Below are 18,976 nucleotides of genomic sequence, written 5' to 3' on the forward strand. Positions count from 1 at the left end.
CGGAGCCCGTATGTATAAGGTTACGCTGTACTGGTGACAATTTTTAACTTGTATTTTGTGAGCTAGACTGCTCCCTCAATGATCTTTACCATAACTCCTGTATTGAATAATCAATCTGATTCTTGTGTCCAAATGGGGTGATGGGATTGAGACAATGGATAGGAGGGGAGACCTAGTTTTACTTTTTTATCTTTTGCAAGGCTGAAAATGATTGCTTCATGGCAGAGATTTTCGAGATCTTCGATTAATTTTTGTGTGTATACATCGTGAGGATGAATGCTAAGTAAGATCTTTTTAAATTGGAGAATATTAAATTCATTTTTTTGATTAAAACAGCTCAGTATAAGTTCAAGATCTTCTGTTAGTTCATGTTTTTCCTCGCTTGAAAAAGATTGATGAGGAATTTTTGTCATTTTTTGGATGCATTTTTCCAAATCATTTTTTATTGTGGAAAAAGAAAGAGGCAAGCTTATCGCAAGTTCCCTTTGACGTGTAGCAAGTTGTTTTGTCCGTGTAGCTTGCAATTTTTTCCCGGAATCCAACCATGAAGAATCATTTAATTCACCCTCATTAACACCAAGAAATTTGAGCATTCCCAAAACATTCTCATGTAAAGGAATAGAGTTTTGTGACCGAAAAGCATTTTGCAATCCATAATGATTAAATGAGAGGGGCTGAATTTCTCTAATAAATTTATCCGTATCTACCACATAGCCATTGAATAATGCATTCGATATTTGTATTGGACCTGTAGTGCATACAACGATTGATTTAAGATAAAGATCACATTCTTTTTTCATTAAATAGGTTAAAAATCTATCATCATTTTTTTCTAGTATACGTTTAATAAACGCATATTCCTTGCTAAAAAAAAGATACTTTACCAAGTTTAGTTGCGCATGGAGGTCTTTTCTCAATCTCTTTATTACCTCCTCATGAGTTTCATGAGGAGTGATTTTGTTAAAATTTAAAAACTTGTTTTTATCAGTCATTACCTCGATAAGATATGCTCTGATTTTTAATGAGGAATCCGATGTATCCGGAGGAATAATTTCTTTGGATTTTGCTATATAAAGCGATTCAGAACGATTCTTCATAAATTTTAAAAGATGACGATTGATAAAGCTGTCTTCATTTAATTCAGTTTCAGTTCGTTCAATAAAATCGGTGTCATAATGAGTTAGTCTGGCGATAAGCCCGCTTTGTACCCGCTCGATTTCCTTTTTGGCTGCGATGGCGTCTATAATCGCGACAAAATCATTATTTGCCAGTATGAATTCTTTTCTACCCATTTTTAAACTACCAATGTTAAGTAATATAGGCATTTCAGTAGTAATAGATTTGGGGAGAAAAGATGTATCAATTGGAAAATCAAAGTCTGTATAAGTACCTTTTTTAAATATTGGTGAAAGCCATCTTAAAATATCACTGGCCACAGCCAGATTCCCACCTGCTTTTAAATTGTAAATTTCTTCTTTATAAAATTTGTATAATTTTCTCTCATTGTCTGATTGGAGTAATGTATCAATTGTGTGTGCATCAATGGAAATAATTTGATGCTCTTTGCAAAATTCATGCAGTGCATTTACTGAGGTCTGTATAAGTAATTTAGAGTCATATACCAAATGAATCGTGTCATTAGGGTTTTTTTCACGCATTTCAATAAGGCGAATTTGATTTTCCAAATTCATAAATACATTTGGATTATTGCTTAACCAGATTTTTACATGTAATTTTGGATTATATTGATACATTTTTTTTTCTTTGTTTTGGTTTCAATAAATTACCGCACATAAAAAGCCAGTTCTTGTAGCACCTAACCGATTAATTGGAGGCGCTTATAAAAGTTTAGCACAATATAAAAAAAACGATTTGATACTAAATTTGATTGATGAATTTCATCTAATATGGTATAAAGGTCGCGCTTTAAATACACACACGTTTCGGCACATACGATAGGGTCCCTGAAGGGTTTCGTATGGGAGACGTGGAGGAATAACCCTGGAGACAAATTATGAATATAAGTATGCGTGAATTACTCGAAGCAGGTGCTCATTTTGGACACAGAACACGTTTTTGGAATCCTGAAATGGGTGAGTATATATTTGGATCTCGTAACAAAATCCATATTATCAATCTTGAAAGAACGATGGTGATGCTGAATGACGTAGTGAACTATGTTGGCAGACTGGCATCAAACAAAGCAAAAATTCTATTTGTAGGTACCAAAAGGGCAGCACAAGACAGTATTCGTGAACATGCGAAACGTTGTGGCATGCCTTATGTTGATCATCGTTGGTTAGGTGGAATGTTAACCAACTATAAAACAGTACGTCAGTCTATTTTTCGCTTAAAAGAATTGAAAGAAATGCAAGAAAAAGGACTGTTTAATGGCATGATTAAAAAAGAAGCACTGATGCTGACGCGTGAACTAGAGAAATTGGAAAGAGGTTTAGGCGGTATCGAACACATGGGTGGTTTGCCTGATGCTCTGTTTGTTGTTGATGTTGGCTTCGAGCACATTGCTGTTGAAGAAGCACATCGATTAAGAATTCCTGTTATTGGTGTTGTTGATACCAATAATAGCCCAAGAAACATTGATTACATTATTCCTGGTAATGATGACTCTATGAGAGCAGTTGATATTTATGTTCGTTGTATTGCTGATGCAATTTTGGATGCCAAAGGCAGTAACACGGTTGGAGTAGGTTCATCTGATGCTGAATTTGTAGAAGTAGTTGAACAAACCGACGATACAGAGAAATCAGGGGAATAATTAAAATTTAAAATAGAGGGGGCCAGGTGTCTGAACACCTTAATTTGCCCCCTTTTTGCTATACGGAGAAATGAAATGTCAATTAGTGCAAGTTTAGTCATGCAGTTACGTGAGCGTACCGGAGCTGGCATGATGGAATGTAAAAAGTTTCTAATAGCAACCAATGGTGATATAGAGGCTGCAATCATTGAAATGCGTAAAGCAGGTCAAGCAAAAGCAGATAAGAAAGCAGATCGTGTTGCTGCTGAGGGCGTAATCGTCATTGCACGTTCTATCGATGGGCGTAGTGCAGTGATGCTTGAAATTAACAGTGAAACAGATTTTGTTGCTCGTGATGAGAACTTTACTAACTTTGCTAATAAAGTTGCAGAAACCGCACTAAACAGTTCGGCTACTACAATTGAAGCGTTGTCTGCCACTACTCTTTCTTCTGGAAGTACTGTAGAACAAGCACGTCAAGAATTAGTAGCGAAAATTGGTGAAAACATTAAACTAAGACGTTTAGAGCGCATGCATTGTGATACTGGAGTAATTGGTTGTTACTTACATGGTTCACGAATTGGCGTTATGGTTGCCCTTAAAACGGGTGACGAAGAGCTTGCTAAAGACATCGCAATGCATATTGCAGCAAGTAAACCAATTGTAGTAAGCAAAGATCAAGTATCTGCAGAAGCAATTGAAAATGAGCGTGAAATTTTTACTGCTCAGGCAAAAGAAAGTGGCAAGCCGCAAGAAATTATCGATAAAATGATTGAGGGTCGGATCAATAAATTTATTGATGAAGTGAGCTTGTTGGGTCAGCCATTTGTCAAAAACCCAGATGTCAAAGTAGGGCAGCTTTTAAAAGAAAAGAATACTGAAGTTCTGTCTTTTATTCGTTATGAAGTTGGTGAAGGAATAGAGAAAAAAGAAGATAACTTTGTTGAAGAAGTGATGGCTCAGGTTCGTACATGATGAATGAAAGTCACCCATTAAAATATAAACGTATTTTATTAAAATATAGTGGCGAAGCCCTTATGGGCAAGTCGCAATTTGGCATTGATCCTTCGGTTTTAGATACATTAGCCAAGGATATAGCCGAATTAATCAAGATGGGCGTTGAGGTTGGGCTCGTTTTAGGTGGTGGTAATTTATTTCGTGGTAAGGCACTGTCTCAAGCAGGAGTAGGTCGTGTAACTGGTGACCATATGGGTATGCTGGCTACAGTAATGAATGCTTTGGCGGTACGAGATGCTTTGGAACGTATTGATATGCCTGCACGTATTATGTCAGCCATTCCTATGCTTGGCGTAGTTGATCCTTATCATCGACGTAAAGCAATCACACATTTGCGAACTGGGCAGGTTGTAATTTTTGCAGCAGGAACGGGAAATCCGTTTTTTACTACCGATACGGCCGCTTGTTTAAGAGCCATTGAAATAGGAGCTGATGTAGTTTTAAAAGCAACTAAAGTAGATGGTGTTTACTCGGAAGATCCCTTTAAAAATCCTAATGCCAAGCGTTATGATTATTTGACCTATATTGAAGTATTAACTCAAGGCTTGGAAGTGATGGACTCAACTGCAATATGTCTTTGTCAAGATCAGGGTATGCCTTTGCAGGTTTTTGATATGACAGCACCTAATGCATTGAGGAGAATTGTATCTGGAGAACGCGTAGGAACTATAGTCGGAGCTAGTCATGATTAATGAGATTAAGCAAGATTCAGAAAAGCGAATGAAAAAAACCATTGAAGCATTACAGACAGATCTAACAAAAATTCGCACCGGAAGAGCGAATGTTGGTTTACTGGATCATGTGCAAGTGGATTATTATGGAACTATGACTCCATTAAATCAAGTTGCTAATGTTTCTGCCAGTGATTCACGAACAATCCTAGTGACTCCTTGGGAGAAATCTCTAGTATCCGCTATAGAGAAGGCGATTTTGAATTCTGATTTGGGTTTAAATCCTGCTACAGCAGGCACTGCTATTCGTGTTCCAATGCCTCCATTAACTGAGGAACGGAGAAAAGAGTTAATCAAAGTCGTTCGAAATGAGGGTGAGCAGGGAAAAGTTTCCGTTCGTAATATCAGAAGGGATGCAAATAATCAATTAAAAGATCTGGTTAAAGATAAAGCTATTTCTGAAGATGATGAGCGTAGAGCAACGGAAGTCATTCAAAAATTGACTGATAAATACATCCTAGAAATAGATGCATTATTAGCCGAAAAAGAAAAAGATTTAATGGAAATTTAAGTCAAATTAATGCCTGAGGTACGTAGCTTCAGGCAACACTCACCTTTTTTGTATTTTTTTATCCTTCAAAGTAATAAATAGTTCATTGAGTTTTTCAGCTTATTTATAAAGCTAAATAGGGAGAATTTGTTGAAGATTCTCATCGGATTTAAGCGCCCCACACATAATTTTGAGGTTTCCCATGCAATACAAGGTTGTTTTATTTGGCAAACATAGAAGTGGTAAAACTCAGCTTAATTATCGAATTGCTCTAAAAGCGAGTTTTAAGTTTAAAGAAAATTCACGTTCCACTATAGGTGCTGATTTTTTAACTCGAGAAATTGATTCCGACAATACTGCAGTCTTATGGGATACAGCAGGGGCTTTACGATACCAAGCGTTGAATCAAGTATTTTATAAAGGAGCTGCGGTAGGTGTATTCTGTATTGATCTGACTGAAGAAATTAATGAGCAAGAAATTATTAAAAATATTCAAGAGTTTCGTCTGCATGCCCCAAATGCTCCTATTATTTGCGTTGGAACAAAATCAGATTTGCCTAATGCAGACGCATGTAAACTGAATATACTTAAATCAAAAGAATTATTTGTTCACTTCATTACTACTTCAGCAAAAGAAGGAGATAATGTCGATGAACTTTTTTTAATAATTACTAAACTGTGCAAAGACCAACAAAATTCTCTTTGGAGTGAAGCGAAAGCTAAGCTCATTGAGAGCTTAAGAGAACTACCAAAAGGAAAAAAGCAATTAATTGAGCAGGAGTTGACTAAGCTATCAGATGTCTTATTGGCGAAAGCTGTTGATCCCAGCGTTACTCCACTGTACAAAGCTAAGGCAATTGAGAACTTTACAGCTAATTGTAAAGTTATTTTAGATGAGCAACATCCTAATGTTCTTAATGGCGTCCTTTCGGTTGCCGCAGCAGCGATTGTACTCATTGTAACAGCCTTAATAGGTTTTACAATTGGAGTTGCATGCAGTTGGTGGACAGGTCCAGGTGCTTTTTTTGCCGGACTTCTGAGTGCTCATACTGCTGCAGTTGCTGTTGCTTCATCAAGCACAGTATTAGGTGCTGTGGCAGGTAGTCTCACAGCGTATAGCTTGTTTAAACCTTCCAAAGAAATCAATGCGCTTAATGAGTTTGCTGCAGACGTATCGTCTTTGAATCCAGGAATTATTTTGTAGTCTAAAAATTACAATTCATTGTGTTCTCCCATAGGCATATTTATGGGAGACGGATATTTTTCTTAAAATAAGTGACCAACTTCTGCCAAATGGTTTGTTTGTAATCCCCTACATATCCCCAGGAATCAACCCAAATAAGTCGCTTAAATACTCCTGTTTCATTTATTTTATCCATAAAAAGTTCTTTATTTTTGCTTTTCGATGCAATAATAACCATGTTCGCGCTGTTTCTTATTGGAATAACCAAGGTATGGTTAAATTGATTTTTTACTAATTGAAAAATTGGATATTGTTCTTTTATATTGGCTAAATTGATAGCCAAAAATCCATCTTCAGTTATTATCCTATTGCATAGGACAAAAAACTGAGCATTTGCACATTCTGGTGGAAAATGATTCGCGTTATAGAGATCAACAATTAGATGAGTGAAATTTGTCTCACATTTTTGTACATAATCCATCGCGTTTTCATGGATAATGGTTAAATTTTTTAAGCGGTCTATTATAAAAAAACGCTTGGCTATTTCAATAACCTCTTCACTATTGTCTACAGCAACTAAAGGTGAGTCATTTAGCATTAATGCAATTCCTGCACCACCTAATCCTAACATACAGATAGTTCCCGGATATTTACGGGCCATTAATGTGAGTGCAGGAAGATAGTACAAAACAGGTTTATGAGGATTATGACGGTTAATGACTGTCTGTAGTGGCTTGCTACCCAAAGTTAACCAGCGATAACATACATTTTGATATACTTTGTAACCAGAAGGAGAAGTATAGATGCATGTTCCTAATTTTGTTTTCCACATTTTAGTGTGTCATCTCTAATTGGAAGGGATAAATTGATCCAAGTTTTAAAATTTGAGTTAACTCATCCAAAGCAGAAAGACTTTCTTCAATCAACTGGGGATCGGCCAAGTCTGTTGCAACTAACTCCGTACGATAGTGCTTTAATACCCACTTTTCTAATGTGCTTAATAGGGCATCATCTATTAATACGCCTTGATGCATCGCTCGTAGTTCTTCGTCGTTTAAGGGAACACGCAATCTCAGGCAAGCAGGACCACCACCATTGCGCATGCTTTGTTTCAGATCAAGAAAGTAGACTGAGTTAATTGGATTGGATTCATCAGAAATTATTCGTTCAATACACATATGAACACGGGGGTTATTTTGACACTCAAAAGGAGCAATGAGGATCATAGAGTTTTGATTGGTTAAACTGATAATTTGTGAATTAAAAAGATAAGTTTCAACTGCATCGACTATACTAAGTTCTTTTTGTGAAATCTGAATAATATTTAAAGGAAAGGGAGCTTTTTCGCTTAACTCGTTAAGCACCGAGCTTTGTTGATAAAAGGCTTGCTCGTGAACTAAAAAAACTGATTCATTGGCCACAGATATAACATCATTATGGAAAACTCCCTGATCAATAGCGAGAGGATTTTGGCAAGCAAATACAACTTGATTTTCCGATAGTTGATGTTGACGAGCAATTGCTTCAGATGCTTCGCGAGTCTGTCGTGCCGGATATTTAGTTGGTCCAATCTGAGTTTGACTTTTCCTTAAGGCATTTTTTCCATAGACAAAAAGATGGATTCCAGATTGACTGTGTTTTTGACAAAGACGACTGTGATTTGCAGCACCTTCATCCCCTGTAATAATTGATCGAGGCAAAATAGGATGATGATGAAAATAAGTTGGATTAGCGAATATAAATTCCAGTATTTTTTTGGAAAAATCAGCTTCCTGGTGTCGGTGCAAATTACTTACAAGATTTGCGGCGGTAAAGTGAACTTTATGATCTAGGGTATCAATGCTTGGGGAAACAGTAGCGGCATTGGCTGACCACATACTGGCTGCTGAATAACAAGCAGCAAGAAGCTCTGGGGCTGTTTTAAACGCTTTATTAATTTGCTCTTTAGGTGTGCCACAAAAACCGAGTTGATGAAGTAATTTAAGATTAGGACGTTGATGAGGTGGAAGCAAACCCTGCTTTAGCCCCATTTTATGAAGCAAGTGCATTTTTTCTAATCCTTGCAGGGCAGCAGCTTGGGGATTGGAAATTGCTAATGCATTATAAGAAGATGCAATATTACCAGGCGCAAGCCCTGCATAATTATGAGTAGGGCCAACTAGGCCATCCATGTTTAATTCATAAACGTTCATTTTAAACTTCCGTCTTATACATTTTACCCTAACACGTGTGATCTTTATTAGTCACATCCAGGGCGACCTCTTTTTTATTCAGTCATAATCCCAATAGTTACTTCAATACAATACCTGGCAATATTTGTTCAGGCATCGTTAAAGAAGGCTGCTCCATACTGGCTACTGGATAAGCGCAATAATCCGCAGCAAAATAAGCACTTGGTCTATGATTTCCACTTAATCCGACTCCCCCAAAAGGAAGACTGCCGGCTGCACCTGTCGTGGGCCTATTCCAGTTAATTAAGCCTGCACGAACCCGTTGATAAAATTGGTGATAATGCTGCTCATTATTACTTAATAAGCCTGCAACCAAGCCATAACGGGTTTGGTTGGCCAGATTAATTGCTTGTTCAAAGTGAGTGTAACGATGTACTTGTATTAAGGGTGCAAAAATTTCCTCATCTGGAGGGTTTTCAACGTGTGTCATATCAATAATGCCTGGTGAGAGCAGGCCTGTACGATCAGCAAGTAAATTCATGGTTAATAAGGAAACGCCACCCAACGCAACAAGCTTTTTTTGACTATGAATATGTTTAAGAGCTTGTTCATGACTAATAACTGGTCCTATGAATGGTTCCGGCTTGTGATCAAAAGGAGCGATCTTGATTGATGAGCATGTTTGGATGAAACGATTTAAGAATTCATCACCTTGCTGTGAGTCGGGAATAATGATACGTCGTGCGCACGTACAGCGTTGACCCGCAGTAATCAAAGTAGAAAGTAAGGTATTATAAACCGCCGCGTTAAGATCAGTAACTTCATCAATGACTAAAGGATTATTTCCTCCCATTTCAAGAGCTAAAATTACCTCTGGTTTACTACTAAAATGTTGGTGAATGCGCAAACCAGTCGCATAGCTTCCTGTGAAATATACACCTTGAATGTCTTGTGTGAGTAGGGCTGTTCCGCATGTGGCATCGCCTTGCAAACAATTAATTACTCCAGAAGGTATGTTAGTCTCATGCCAGCACTGCATGATCAGTTCTGCTACGGCAGGTGCGTACTCACTGGGTTTATAAAGAACTGTGTTTCCTGCCAGCAGGGCGGGGACTATATGTCCATTGCTTAAATGAGCCGGAAAATTAAATGCACCAAGAACAACTACAACTCCTTGAGGTTTAAAGCGAAGGCAGGTATGTGCTTCAGTCGTTTGGGTTGTTTTTGTCCAAGTTCTTTCATGATAGGCTTGAATTGATAAATTAATTTTCCCTATAACTGACTTTACTTCCGTATGTGCTTCCCATAAGGGTTTTCCTGTTTCTAAAGCAATTAAGTACGCCAGTTGGTCACGATTCGTCTCAATTTGCTGAGCAAATCTTTGAGTATAATTTGCACGTTGCTCGAAATCAAGAGAAGACCACGAGAAAAGTGCTTGTCGTGCTGCGTGGCATGCAGCAGAAATTTCCTGTTCTGTAGCATTCGTGCCTCGCCAAAGTAACGTACCATACCCCGGATTTATGGATTCTAGAGTAGCCCCATTTCCTTTTGTCCATTGGCCATTAATATATTGTCCTTTACCATCAATTACAGGCATTTTAGTCATTCAACTCTTCCTCATCCCGTTGTAAAGGAGCAACACGCAGTCGATCTCCGCATGTGACTTGCAAAAGATTGGCTGTATTTTTACTGATGATACAGGTATTTTTTTCTTTATTAACTAAAGCGCTATTAATAGTAGCTCGGAAATCCAATTGAGTATTTGCCAATAAGTAATTTGTACTGCTTACTTCATCGCTAATATTTTTAATTGTTACAACGTGACTTAGTTCTATGGTTTTGATTTTTACTCGGGGTACTTCAAGTGTAGGGCCAGCATCAAAAATATCAATATACTTATTATAACGAAATCCTTCTTTTAATAAAATGTTCATGGCTGTTTGCGTGGACGGATGAGGTTGACCAATTACTGCTTGGGCTTGGAGGGACAGCAATTTAATATAAATAGGGTTACGAGGCATTAAGTCAGCTATAAACTGTTTGTCAGTTGTCAGGGTCAGTCGATCTGCTTCTGCAAAAGACATATGAAAAAAATGATTTCCTACATTTTCCCAAAAAGGTGACAGACCATTTTCATCTGAGACCCCGCGCATTTCAGCAATTATTGTTGAAGTAAAGCGCATAGGGTGCTGGGCGATGAAGAGGAAACGGGCTTTAGAAAGTAATAAACCATTTTTGTGTTTTCTATACTTAGGATCTAAAAAAAGAGTACAGATTTCACTTCGCCCCTGATTATCATTTACAAGACTTAAAACCTCATAATCACTACGGATGTTTAATGAACGACAAATTCGGGTACGTTTGGAGATTTTGTAAGAATAAAAAGGGGCCTCGTGTCCGGTACATGATTCAATTCCTGAAACACCGATTATTTTTTTATTCTTGGGATCTTCTAAGACAAATAAATAATATTCATCATTGGCTTTTTCCACATTTTTATGAAATGACTCAGTGGACCAATGAAGTCGTTTTGCCAATATTTTTTTATCTTTAGAAAGCGTTGTTAGTCCTACGCCACTTTCTTCAGCCAAATGATGAATAGCATCTAAATCTGTATTGAGAGCACTACGAAATAACATCATTTTTTAGATCCTCTAGGCCACCTTGAGCTAGGTCAAGCAAAAGTAGGGTACTGAGTGATGCACGTTCAGGCAAACTATCAAGCAATATATATTCCTCTGTACTATGAATATTACCGCCCCTGACCCCAAGTGTATCTATAACGGGTAAACCGTGCTGGGCCAAATTATTTCCATCGCAACAGCCACCACTATCTTTCCAATCTATGGATAAACCAAGCTCCAGTCCCAAATGTTGAATACGATGAAATAGGCGTTCTGTGCCCAAGCATACACGCTTTACCGGCCTGCCAAAAACACCATGGACATTCAAAGAATAACCCTGACGTTTTAATTGGCTAATGATTTTATCCAGTTCCGTTCGCACCCAAAACTCATCTTCAGGTAAACTAATTCGGATATCAAGCTGTGCTACCGCTCTGTCTGGAACCACATTGAGCGCCTCACCACCTGCAATTTTTCCTACATTAATTGTAACTCCATCACGTTTCCCATTAAGGGCATGTACAGCACATACAGCCTCTGCTAAGTAGGAAATTGCATTTCGTCCTTCTGAAAAATCCCGTCCCGCATGGGCTGCTTTTCCTGTTGCAATAAGCGTCAACTTGCCACTGCCTTTGCGGTTTTTAGCCAAAGTGCCACTTGGTGTCATAGCTGGCTCATAAACCAAAGCTGCTTGATAATTAGCTGCCAATTCATCGAAAAGTATGCTGGATGCAGGTGAGCCAATTTCTTCATCGGGATTGATTAAAACATCCCAGCCCAGTTCCGCTGCAAATTCACTTTCCTCAAAAACGGATAAGGCGTGTAACATCACAATAAGCCCGCCTTTCATATCAGTAACGCCAGGTCCATTAATACAATTATCATTAACGTACTTTAATTTTTGAAATGGACTATTTTCAGCATAAACAGTATCCATATGCCCGCAAAGTAAAACTCGTCGTTTCAAGTGGGGTCGTTTTCTAATGAATAGAGCATCGCCACAGTGTTGCACTATTGTATTACCAGACATATCAATAACAGATAAAGGATTTAGCTTTTTTCTCTGTATTGTGTCAGCTATAGGCTTATAAACGGTCTGCAATAGATTAGTAATTTGCGCTAAACCCGCCAAATTGTTTGTGCCAGAATTAATCTCACACAACTGGTGAAGTTGCATCATCATTGTTGCCTGATTTTTTTTTATTATATTTATCAGTTTATTGTATGGTTTAATCACGGCTGACATATGAGCTTATAACTAAAAATACAGAATAGCTGAAATTAAGGTACTTCACAATGTATGATCCAAGTTGTACTAAGATGATTACTCTCAGAGTGAATTTTTCCTCCGGCTTTTTAAACTCGGAGGAAAATGAAATTCAAAATTTATTATTTAAGGTTTTGAGGTTGGTGGCGCACTTTGTTTGGGTGTGGAGTTATTTATTGGCCATATTTGCGGGATGGCCATGATACCGAACTTACTAAGTAATCCCTCGTGTTTTACCGGATCTTCGCTTTTAGGTTGTGATTCTGGATGGGCACTGAGCTCAACACGTCGATCAAGGCCTTGTAACCGTTGAATTAGTTTTTCCTGAAGTTCTAAGAGCTTATTAAATCGTTCTGTACTGGCCTTTAATTCATTTTTAACCTCCGAAAGCTCGGTCTCTGTTTTACTCATACGTTCTGCTACTTGGTCAAAACTAGTTGTTTTATCCATTAAAAAAGCATCCAATTTTTCATGGAACGTTTGTCGTTGACTGGAGTCGCTTATCGCTGTGCTGGTGAGAATTTTTACAGTACTTTCCAGCGTGCTGGCAATACTTTTTGCTTTCTCCACTTCAACGCCCATGGATTTTCTAACTTCGCCTAACTCAGCGGTTTTTTGGGATAATAGCAATAAGCTTCTTGAATGCAATTCTCTAACTTTTTCAAGCTCTTTTTGATTGGCGTCAAATTGTACGCTTTGTTTTTCCAGATCGAGCTTAAGCGATGAAGCAATTTTTTCAAGATCGTCCTTATTCTTTCGAAGTAATTTTTCAGTTTCAATATAAACTTCTACCTGAGCACTTAACGTTTCAACTTCCTCATTAAGTCGTGTTATATTTTTGGCGAGCTTTTCATTTTCCTCTTTAAACTTATCTATTTCAGCGGCTAATTTTTTACGAATTGAATCTAATGCGCCAATAGTCAACTCAAGGATTTCTGCAACGCCAAAAATTCCTTCTTTTAATTTTTGAGCAATGTTTTTGGTATGGTAATGATGGTCGTCAAGAACAATACCACTTGTAGTGTATGCTAAAACGCTTACGCCACTAATTGTTACTAGAAACCCAATATGAGCTGCAGCACCTATAATTAGAGTCGGTCCTGATATGGCAACACCACCTACGATTCTTTGCCAAAGAGGCAATTCACCCCAAAACGCGGCAGCACGCGAAATGAGACTGGGATTCTCTTGTAAACTATCAACTATGGCACCTAAACTTTTTTTGACTTGTGATAAATGCTCTTGAGTTAAAGCAATGCTTTGCAAACTATCAAGATCGGTTTCAGATGAATTTGGATTTAATAATAATTCTTTTGCTGCCTCGGAAAAATTCATCTGTGATAATGCTTTTTCCACAATCACTCTATTTGTAGTAGGAGGATTTTTTTCCTTAATAATTACATCAAGTTCTTGTTCAGTAGTAGACATGACACCGCTCCCTGTGTTTAAGAATCTCCCTGTAAATTCTATTTTTAACCACAAAACCATCAATAAGCAAGTAAAAAATTTGTTCCAATGGAGTTATTTAAAACAATTTGTTGTATATAGCTTATCTACTCTGGTTTGCAAGTATTAGGTCATAAAAAGTACTTTATTTGACTTCAAGGGGGGATGAAACTGAAGCAAAATGAAGCATTTCAATATTTAGTTTTGTTCTATCATCAGAAAAGAAGCCTGTCTTGGTTGTGGCAGTTCCATGTTCAATTAGTTTTTCTGAGTATCCCAAAGAGGGAAGATAAAGTATAAGGCCTAATAGCACTTCCATGATGCCGCCAATTACATATAATGAAGGATGATTGACTTTTAATTCATTGGCCAGCCTATTATATTTTTCAATCGACTCTTCGGAGGAAGTATGTAGGAGTTCGGATGTTCGTGAAACAACTTCCAATAGAAGTCTTTTACCGCCTACCTTTTGAGCATGAAGCCCTTTGACTGTATCGAACAAGAGCAGTCCTGTTGTTTTGATATCGTTTTTATCTTTGGGTAATGCGTGAAGTTGTTGTATGGTTTGTTTGATCCTGATTTTAAGAAGCTCTTCTGTACGTATTTGAGGACAATTCATATCGCGCCAATAAATTAACCATGATTTTTTCTCATGAGTAATTAATTGAGAATAATTTGCGTTGACATAAATGTTTAATGCATTCCAAATGATTTTTCGATGAAAATTCATACCCCTCCCTTTGACATTGGCAGCAGGTGCATCAAGAGAGCGTTCAAATTCTTCTTTTGTTATCGGGTGTTCCAGGTTAAAGGACCGTATCAAGTTATAATAAGTAGAAGAGAGCGCGCCGCGATCTATTGCATCTTTGCATGAAAAATTAAAACTTTTTGGTTTTATTGTTTTAAGGATATAATCGGTCAATTCATATTTTATGAAATGCACCCAAACCGCTTGTTTTTCTGCAGAAGAAATAAAGCGCTTGTGAGCAAGTCCTTGTGCATGAAAACTATTTCCAAGTAATTTCTTTAAGACTTCCTCTTCATTTTCAGAGTTTCCAAATAATAATTTTCTTGCTTTGGGGCTAATTCTGAAATCAGAAATGATTTCTTTACCCGATTTCTCTCTTGCTATATCAAGAAATTCATTAAATACAGACCGAGATGATAGCCGATTATGTGTTATTTCATAATCAGATGATTCCATTAATCCTTCATTAGCGGGAAGAGTAATAACAAGTGTTTTAAGACTCGGATCGTCTTCAAGTTTATGAAGTTCTAGAGTTAAATCTCTTTCTTTGGAGCCTACAAAATCGTAATCACCTCGATCTAATGCTAGATTATTAAAATAAATATGACATATGGGTTGATTCGGATCGGATTGTTCAGCATTTATTTGTAACCAACGTCTGAATAGGGGACTTACACGAATTTTTCCATTATGGCGTTGAGCTTGTGTGCTAAAACGATACTCTGATGGATCTGAACTTTTTTTATAAGAAAAATTTTTTACTGTGGGTAGATTCGTTTCATATTGAGGTTTAAAGTTATTTGTAAATAAAGAATAAAGGCGACGGTAAATTCCTCCTGAATCATGTGGGGAATATCGATTAACATTCTTTTTTGTATCTTTTATTTTATTTTGAATTTTTTTTGTGGTATTTGATTGTCGAGGACGTATTTCTGAGTCAATACCATTTATCCATGCTGAAGACTCTTCCAGAATCTTGTTGTCATTGTGGTAAATAGCCAGGACTAAATCATCTAAAACCTTAATTCTTTCTGTTGAATTCTTATCAATAAACTCTTCCAAAGCAGCGATACACGATGAATATAAATTCCCATAAGGGTAATTTTCATCATATTCTTGTTCTATTACAGTGTGTAATTTGGCAAATTCCGGCAGGAGCTTAGTAAGAAATTGGCTTTGAGTATGAATTACAGGTTTTAATTGAAGAAAATAAGCATAGCAGTTACGATTATGTAGTTCATCACTGGTCATGTTATCTTTATTATTTACATTAGTGCTCATCAATTTCCATGTAATTTGTGCAAATTAAGTGCATTATAAGAAAAAAGGGGACGAAGTGGAAGTGTCATTAGAATTTTCTTTACCGAGCATAAAAATGGAGCATCATTCCTTTCTAAATAATTGTCATTCTGATTGGAAAGAAATTCTAATCAAAGCACTAAAAGTTATGGATCAAGACTATTTACATCAGTTAATGAATGATAGATATTGGTTGCCAGGAGAGGAGCGGTTATTTGCAGCGTTTAGTTTACCGTTATCAAAAACCCAATATATTCTATTAGGTGAATCACCTTATCCGCGTAAGGACTCAGCAAATGGATATGCTTTTTGGGATAACTCGGTGGGTAATTTATGGAGTTCAAATGGATTAAGCAAGGAAGTTAATAGAGCGACTTCCTTACGTAATTGGATTAAAATGTTACTCGTTGCACGCGGTGATTTGGGCTCCGATACGTCACAAGCCAATATTGCGTTATTAAATAAAAGCACTTTAGTACAAACAGCACGACAATTATTTGAAGGGATGATGAATAAAGGTATTTTGCTGCTCAATGCATCGTTGGTTTATAGTGAGGGTAAAGTTCCTTATCATGCACGTCAATGGAAACCTTTTATGCAAAGCCTTTTGGAGCAATTGACTGTAATAAAACCTACTATTCAGCTCATTTTATTAGGTAAAATTGCAGAAACTGTTGCACAAGATAAATTACCTATAGGGCTTATTGCGGAACATCCTTATAATATAAGCTTTATAACCAATCAATCCGTAATCGATTTTTTTAACCCTTTGGATTTATTACACGATGAGTAATATTGAATCAACTGTTAATCCTCAAGAAATTAATAAATTTGCGCAGCATGCTAACTTATGGTGGGACACTGAAGGGCCTCTGAAAACGCTTCATGATATTAATAAAACACGATTTGATTTTATTAAGCAGCATGTTGAGTTAGCTGATCTAAATGTTTTAGATGTCGGCTGTGGTGGCGGAATTCTTTGTGAATCTATGGCAAGGTCAGGGGCAAAAGTTACCGGAATAGATGCAGAATCTGAGGCAATTTCTGTAGCTCAGGAACATGCAAATAGTAATCATCTGAAGATTAACTATTTATGTACTTCGATTGAAGCATATAAAGATAAACGTTTTGATGTAATTACCTGTATGGAAATGTTAGAGCATGTAGAAAATCCTGAGTTGGTTTTTGAGCATTGCAGACGGTTACTCAAACCACAAGGCTTTTTATTTGTATCAACAATCAGTCGTACGATTAAAGCATATGCCACTGCGATTATTGCTGCAGAATATGTATTGAATTTATTACCGAGACAAACACATGATTATAAAAAGTTTATTAAGCCCAGTGAGCTGCTTGCCATGGCTCGTCCCTGGGATTTCAACTTAATTGATTTGAAAGGAATGGATTATAATCCTTTTTTGAGGAGCGCTTCGTTAGGATCTGACGTTAGAGTGAATTATTTAATGGCTTTGCAATAGGAGCATATAATTAAACCAATACTATGAGTTATGATTGGGTGCAACGTCGCAAGGAACTGGGTTTCCTTCGCTACGCATCACCCAGGGCTGCCATTCTTCTTTTCCGAACTTTTCTTATTATAACGCTCTAAGTAACGTTGATGCGCATATTTAGCTTGTTCTTGAGTTACCGTATCCACTTCATTACCGTAGATATCGATTCGTGCTGCATTTTCTTTTTGACAATTTAGATACGCAGGTGATGCGCTATAATAGCTTAATGCTTCTCGCAGCGATTTTTTGCTGAAAGGAGGAGAGTCCAGTCGTTCGTAAAAATCGATAATATCATCAAATATTCCAATTTTTAGGGGCTTAATCTGATTTCCTTTTTTAAAAAAAGCATTGGGGAAATGTTCAATAAGCCAATCTATAACATGTAGCCTATCTTTTTTTACTGCAGTTAACGGTTGTTTGTCCATCATATTGCTCTAAAGCGTGATCTAGATGCTGAATAAACTATCATATATTGAGACATAATCAAGCACTTGTATGCAAGCATATGATTATTTCGAGTAATTTTGCTGGAAAACAGTATTCCTAACGGATATACAATAAGTTTTTTTGCTCGATTTCACGTAAGATATTTCTCAATTCAGTTAAAGACAATAGCTGTTTTTTTGATGTCAAATTTCATCAACTTAAATTAACCCATTGTTTTATATATATTTTTTATAAGGTGATTTTTGGTTTATCCGAAGTAAGTTAAGGTAAGAGCCCTGAAATATCCTTGCGCTTCTTATTTTCTGTTGCTACATTTTAGTCATGACTTGTATGGATATAAGTCACACAAACGGAATTGTAATCATACGGATATGATTTGTCATGGATGATCATAAGAACTGGAAGTTCTTATACGGATGACTGCGAAGCCAGGGTTTAAGCCCTGGCTTTTTTTATGCCACTAAGTAATTTGATTTAGATAGAAATTTTCTATCTGGAAAATAGGCAAAAATAACTGATCCATTTTTAATTGTATTAATTACAGGTTTTGCCAAAGTTTGAGCAATAGCTGGACAACCCCAGGACAGACCGGCACGACCGGCTTGTTTGATAAAATTAGGCTCTACATACCATGCACCATGTATTACAACGCGTCGACTTAATGCATTGTCATTAAACCCTTTATCTAAGCCCTGCAAGTTAAGTGAATATCCTTTATGCCCTATATAAGTATCTTTTGTAATGTACGTACCCAAACTTGATTGTTTACTCGAAGGAACGTTAGAAAAATGACTTGCTCTATTCACACCAGAGTTTTTACCATGTGCAACATAAGTGTTATATAAGAGGCGCTCTCTACGAAGGTCAAATACCCACATACGCTGTTTGTTTGAAGGTAAAGAATAATCAATTACTGTAAGAACAGGTTTTTTCACAGCCCCTTTTTTGCTCGCATTGTTGTATGCAGTTAAAGCGAGTCTTAAAACATTTTTATTTAATTGTGGCGCCTTATTACTTAGATGCTGCAATTTAGTACTGACATCTGCCTCGGCTCTTGCTGCAAAAGAAGGTGCACTGGAGGTGATATTACTGGTTAAAATTACGGTTGAGAGTAGAGTTAATAAAGTATTCATACTTCTCCTTTCTTCGTGTAAATCGTCGTTACAGTTTCATTAAAAAAATGGTGATTATATTAACAATTCATGTAATTGTAAAATTAGAAGGTTCTAATTTGGCCAACAGGGGGAAATATTATTCAATTCAGAGGCTTGACTGAATATTAGAAAA

General features: G+C 37.0%; 17 protein-coding genes. 7 read left to right on the forward strand and 10 right to left on the reverse strand.

Translation table 11 applies throughout. From position 1 onward, the window contains the following. Positions 1-110: 110 nt before the first annotated feature. Positions 111-1,754, reverse strand: coding sequence for a glycosyltransferase family 88 protein (locus Lani_RS07820; protein WP_040521959.1), 1,644 nt, complete (start codon positions 1,752-1,754; stop codon positions 111-113). A 257-nt stretch (positions 1,755-2,011) separates the two neighbouring features. Between Lani_RS07820 and rpsB the strand changes: the two genes are divergently transcribed. The 5 genes from rpsB (at position 2,012) to Lani_RS07845 (ending at position 6,197) form a co-directional block, all read left to right on the forward strand. Further along, positions 2,012-2,776 (forward strand): 30S ribosomal protein S2, encoded by a 765-nt coding sequence (rpsB, locus tag Lani_RS07825; protein ID WP_040521909.1) that lies wholly within the window; start codon positions 2,012-2,014, stop codon positions 2,774-2,776. A 75-nt stretch (positions 2,777-2,851) separates the two neighbouring features. Continuing rightward, a complete protein-coding gene (gene tsf / locus Lani_RS07830; RefSeq protein WP_019232256.1) occupies positions 2,852-3,730 on the forward strand; it encodes a translation elongation factor Ts in 879 nt (292 codons plus the stop codon). Beyond that, positions 3,727-4,464, forward strand: coding sequence for a UMP kinase (gene pyrH / locus Lani_RS07835; RefSeq protein ID WP_019232257.1), 738 nt, complete (start codon positions 3,727-3,729; stop codon positions 4,462-4,464). The genes tsf and pyrH overlap by 4 nt, the downstream gene beginning before the upstream one ends. Further along, positions 4,457-5,014, forward strand: coding sequence for a ribosome recycling factor (gene frr, locus Lani_RS07840; protein WP_019232258.1), 558 nt, complete (start codon positions 4,457-4,459; stop codon positions 5,012-5,014). Before pyrH ends, frr begins: the two co-directional genes overlap by 8 nt. A gap of 181 nt (positions 5,015-5,195) precedes the next feature. After that, the gene (locus tag Lani_RS07845; protein WP_019232259.1) at positions 5,196-6,197 is read left to right on the forward strand and encodes a Rab family GTPase; all 1,002 of its coding nucleotides are present in this window, start codon (positions 5,196-5,198) and stop codon (positions 6,195-6,197) included. A gap of 40 nt (positions 6,198-6,237) precedes the next feature. On the opposite strand, the gene Lani_RS07850 is transcribed toward Lani_RS07845, so the two are convergent. The 7 genes from Lani_RS07850 to Lani_RS07880 form a co-directional block, all read right to left on the reverse strand. Further along, complete coding sequence (locus Lani_RS07850) at positions 6,238-7,008, reverse strand: spermidine synthase (protein WP_019232260.1); 771 nt, start codon at positions 7,006-7,008, stop codon at positions 6,238-6,240. A 1-nt stretch (position 7,009) separates the two neighbouring features. Further along, entirely contained in the window at positions 7,010-8,368 is a 1,359-nt protein-coding gene (gene astB, locus Lani_RS07855; protein ID WP_019232261.1) for an N-succinylarginine dihydrolase, read from the reverse strand. A gap of 97 nt (positions 8,369-8,465) precedes the next feature. Then, positions 8,466-9,953 (reverse strand): succinylglutamate-semialdehyde dehydrogenase, encoded by a 1,488-nt coding sequence (astD, locus tag Lani_RS07860; RefSeq protein WP_019232262.1) that lies wholly within the window; start codon positions 9,951-9,953, stop codon positions 8,466-8,468. Continuing rightward, on the reverse strand, positions 9,946-10,989 hold the full coding sequence (locus Lani_RS07865; protein WP_019232263.1) for an arginine N-succinyltransferase: 1,044 nt from the start codon (positions 10,987-10,989) through the stop codon (positions 9,946-9,948). The genes astD and Lani_RS07865 overlap by 8 nt, the downstream gene beginning before the upstream one ends. After that, entirely contained in the window at positions 10,973-12,217 is a 1,245-nt protein-coding gene (locus tag Lani_RS07870; RefSeq protein ID WP_081595139.1) for a hydrolase, read from the reverse strand. The genes Lani_RS07865 and Lani_RS07870 overlap by 17 nt, the downstream gene beginning before the upstream one ends. 147 nt (positions 12,218-12,364) lie before the next feature. Next, the gene (locus Lani_RS07875; RefSeq protein WP_019232265.1) at positions 12,365-13,666 is read right to left on the reverse strand and encodes a LegC2/C7 family Dot/Icm T4SS effector; all 1,302 of its coding nucleotides are present in this window, start codon (positions 13,664-13,666) and stop codon (positions 12,365-12,367) included. Positions 13,667-13,829: 163 nt separating this feature from the next. Beyond that, the gene (locus tag Lani_RS07880) at positions 13,830-15,713 is read right to left on the reverse strand and encodes a hypothetical protein (protein WP_019232266.1); all 1,884 of its coding nucleotides are present in this window, start codon (positions 15,711-15,713) and stop codon (positions 13,830-13,832) included. Positions 15,714-15,807: 94 nt separating this feature from the next. Between Lani_RS07880 and Lani_RS07885 the strand changes: the two genes are divergently transcribed. Beyond that, a complete protein-coding gene (locus tag Lani_RS07885; protein WP_192814477.1) occupies positions 15,808-16,524 on the forward strand; it encodes a uracil-DNA glycosylase family protein in 717 nt (238 codons plus the stop codon). Next, entirely contained in the window at positions 16,517-17,209 is a 693-nt protein-coding gene (gene ubiG / locus Lani_RS07890) for a bifunctional 2-polyprenyl-6-hydroxyphenol methylase/3-demethylubiquinol 3-O-methyltransferase UbiG (protein WP_019232268.1), read from the forward strand. The genes Lani_RS07885 and ubiG overlap by 8 nt, the downstream gene beginning before the upstream one ends. 77 nt (positions 17,210-17,286) lie before the next feature. On the opposite strand, the gene Lani_RS07895 is transcribed toward ubiG, so the two are convergent. Together Lani_RS07895 and Lani_RS07900 are read right to left on the reverse strand one after the other, a co-directional pair. Beyond that, entirely contained in the window at positions 17,287-17,667 is a 381-nt protein-coding gene (locus Lani_RS07895) for a ProQ/FINO family protein (protein ID WP_019232269.1), read from the reverse strand. A gap of 474 nt (positions 17,668-18,141) precedes the next feature. Further along, on the reverse strand, positions 18,142-18,822 hold the full coding sequence (locus Lani_RS07900; protein ID WP_019232270.1) for a murein L,D-transpeptidase catalytic domain family protein: 681 nt from the start codon (positions 18,820-18,822) through the stop codon (positions 18,142-18,144). Positions 18,823-18,976 lie beyond the last annotated feature (154 nt).

This window comes from Legionella anisa, assembly GCF_001467525.1.
GTDB lineage: Bacteria > Pseudomonadota > Gammaproteobacteria > Legionellales > Legionellaceae > Legionella > Legionella anisa.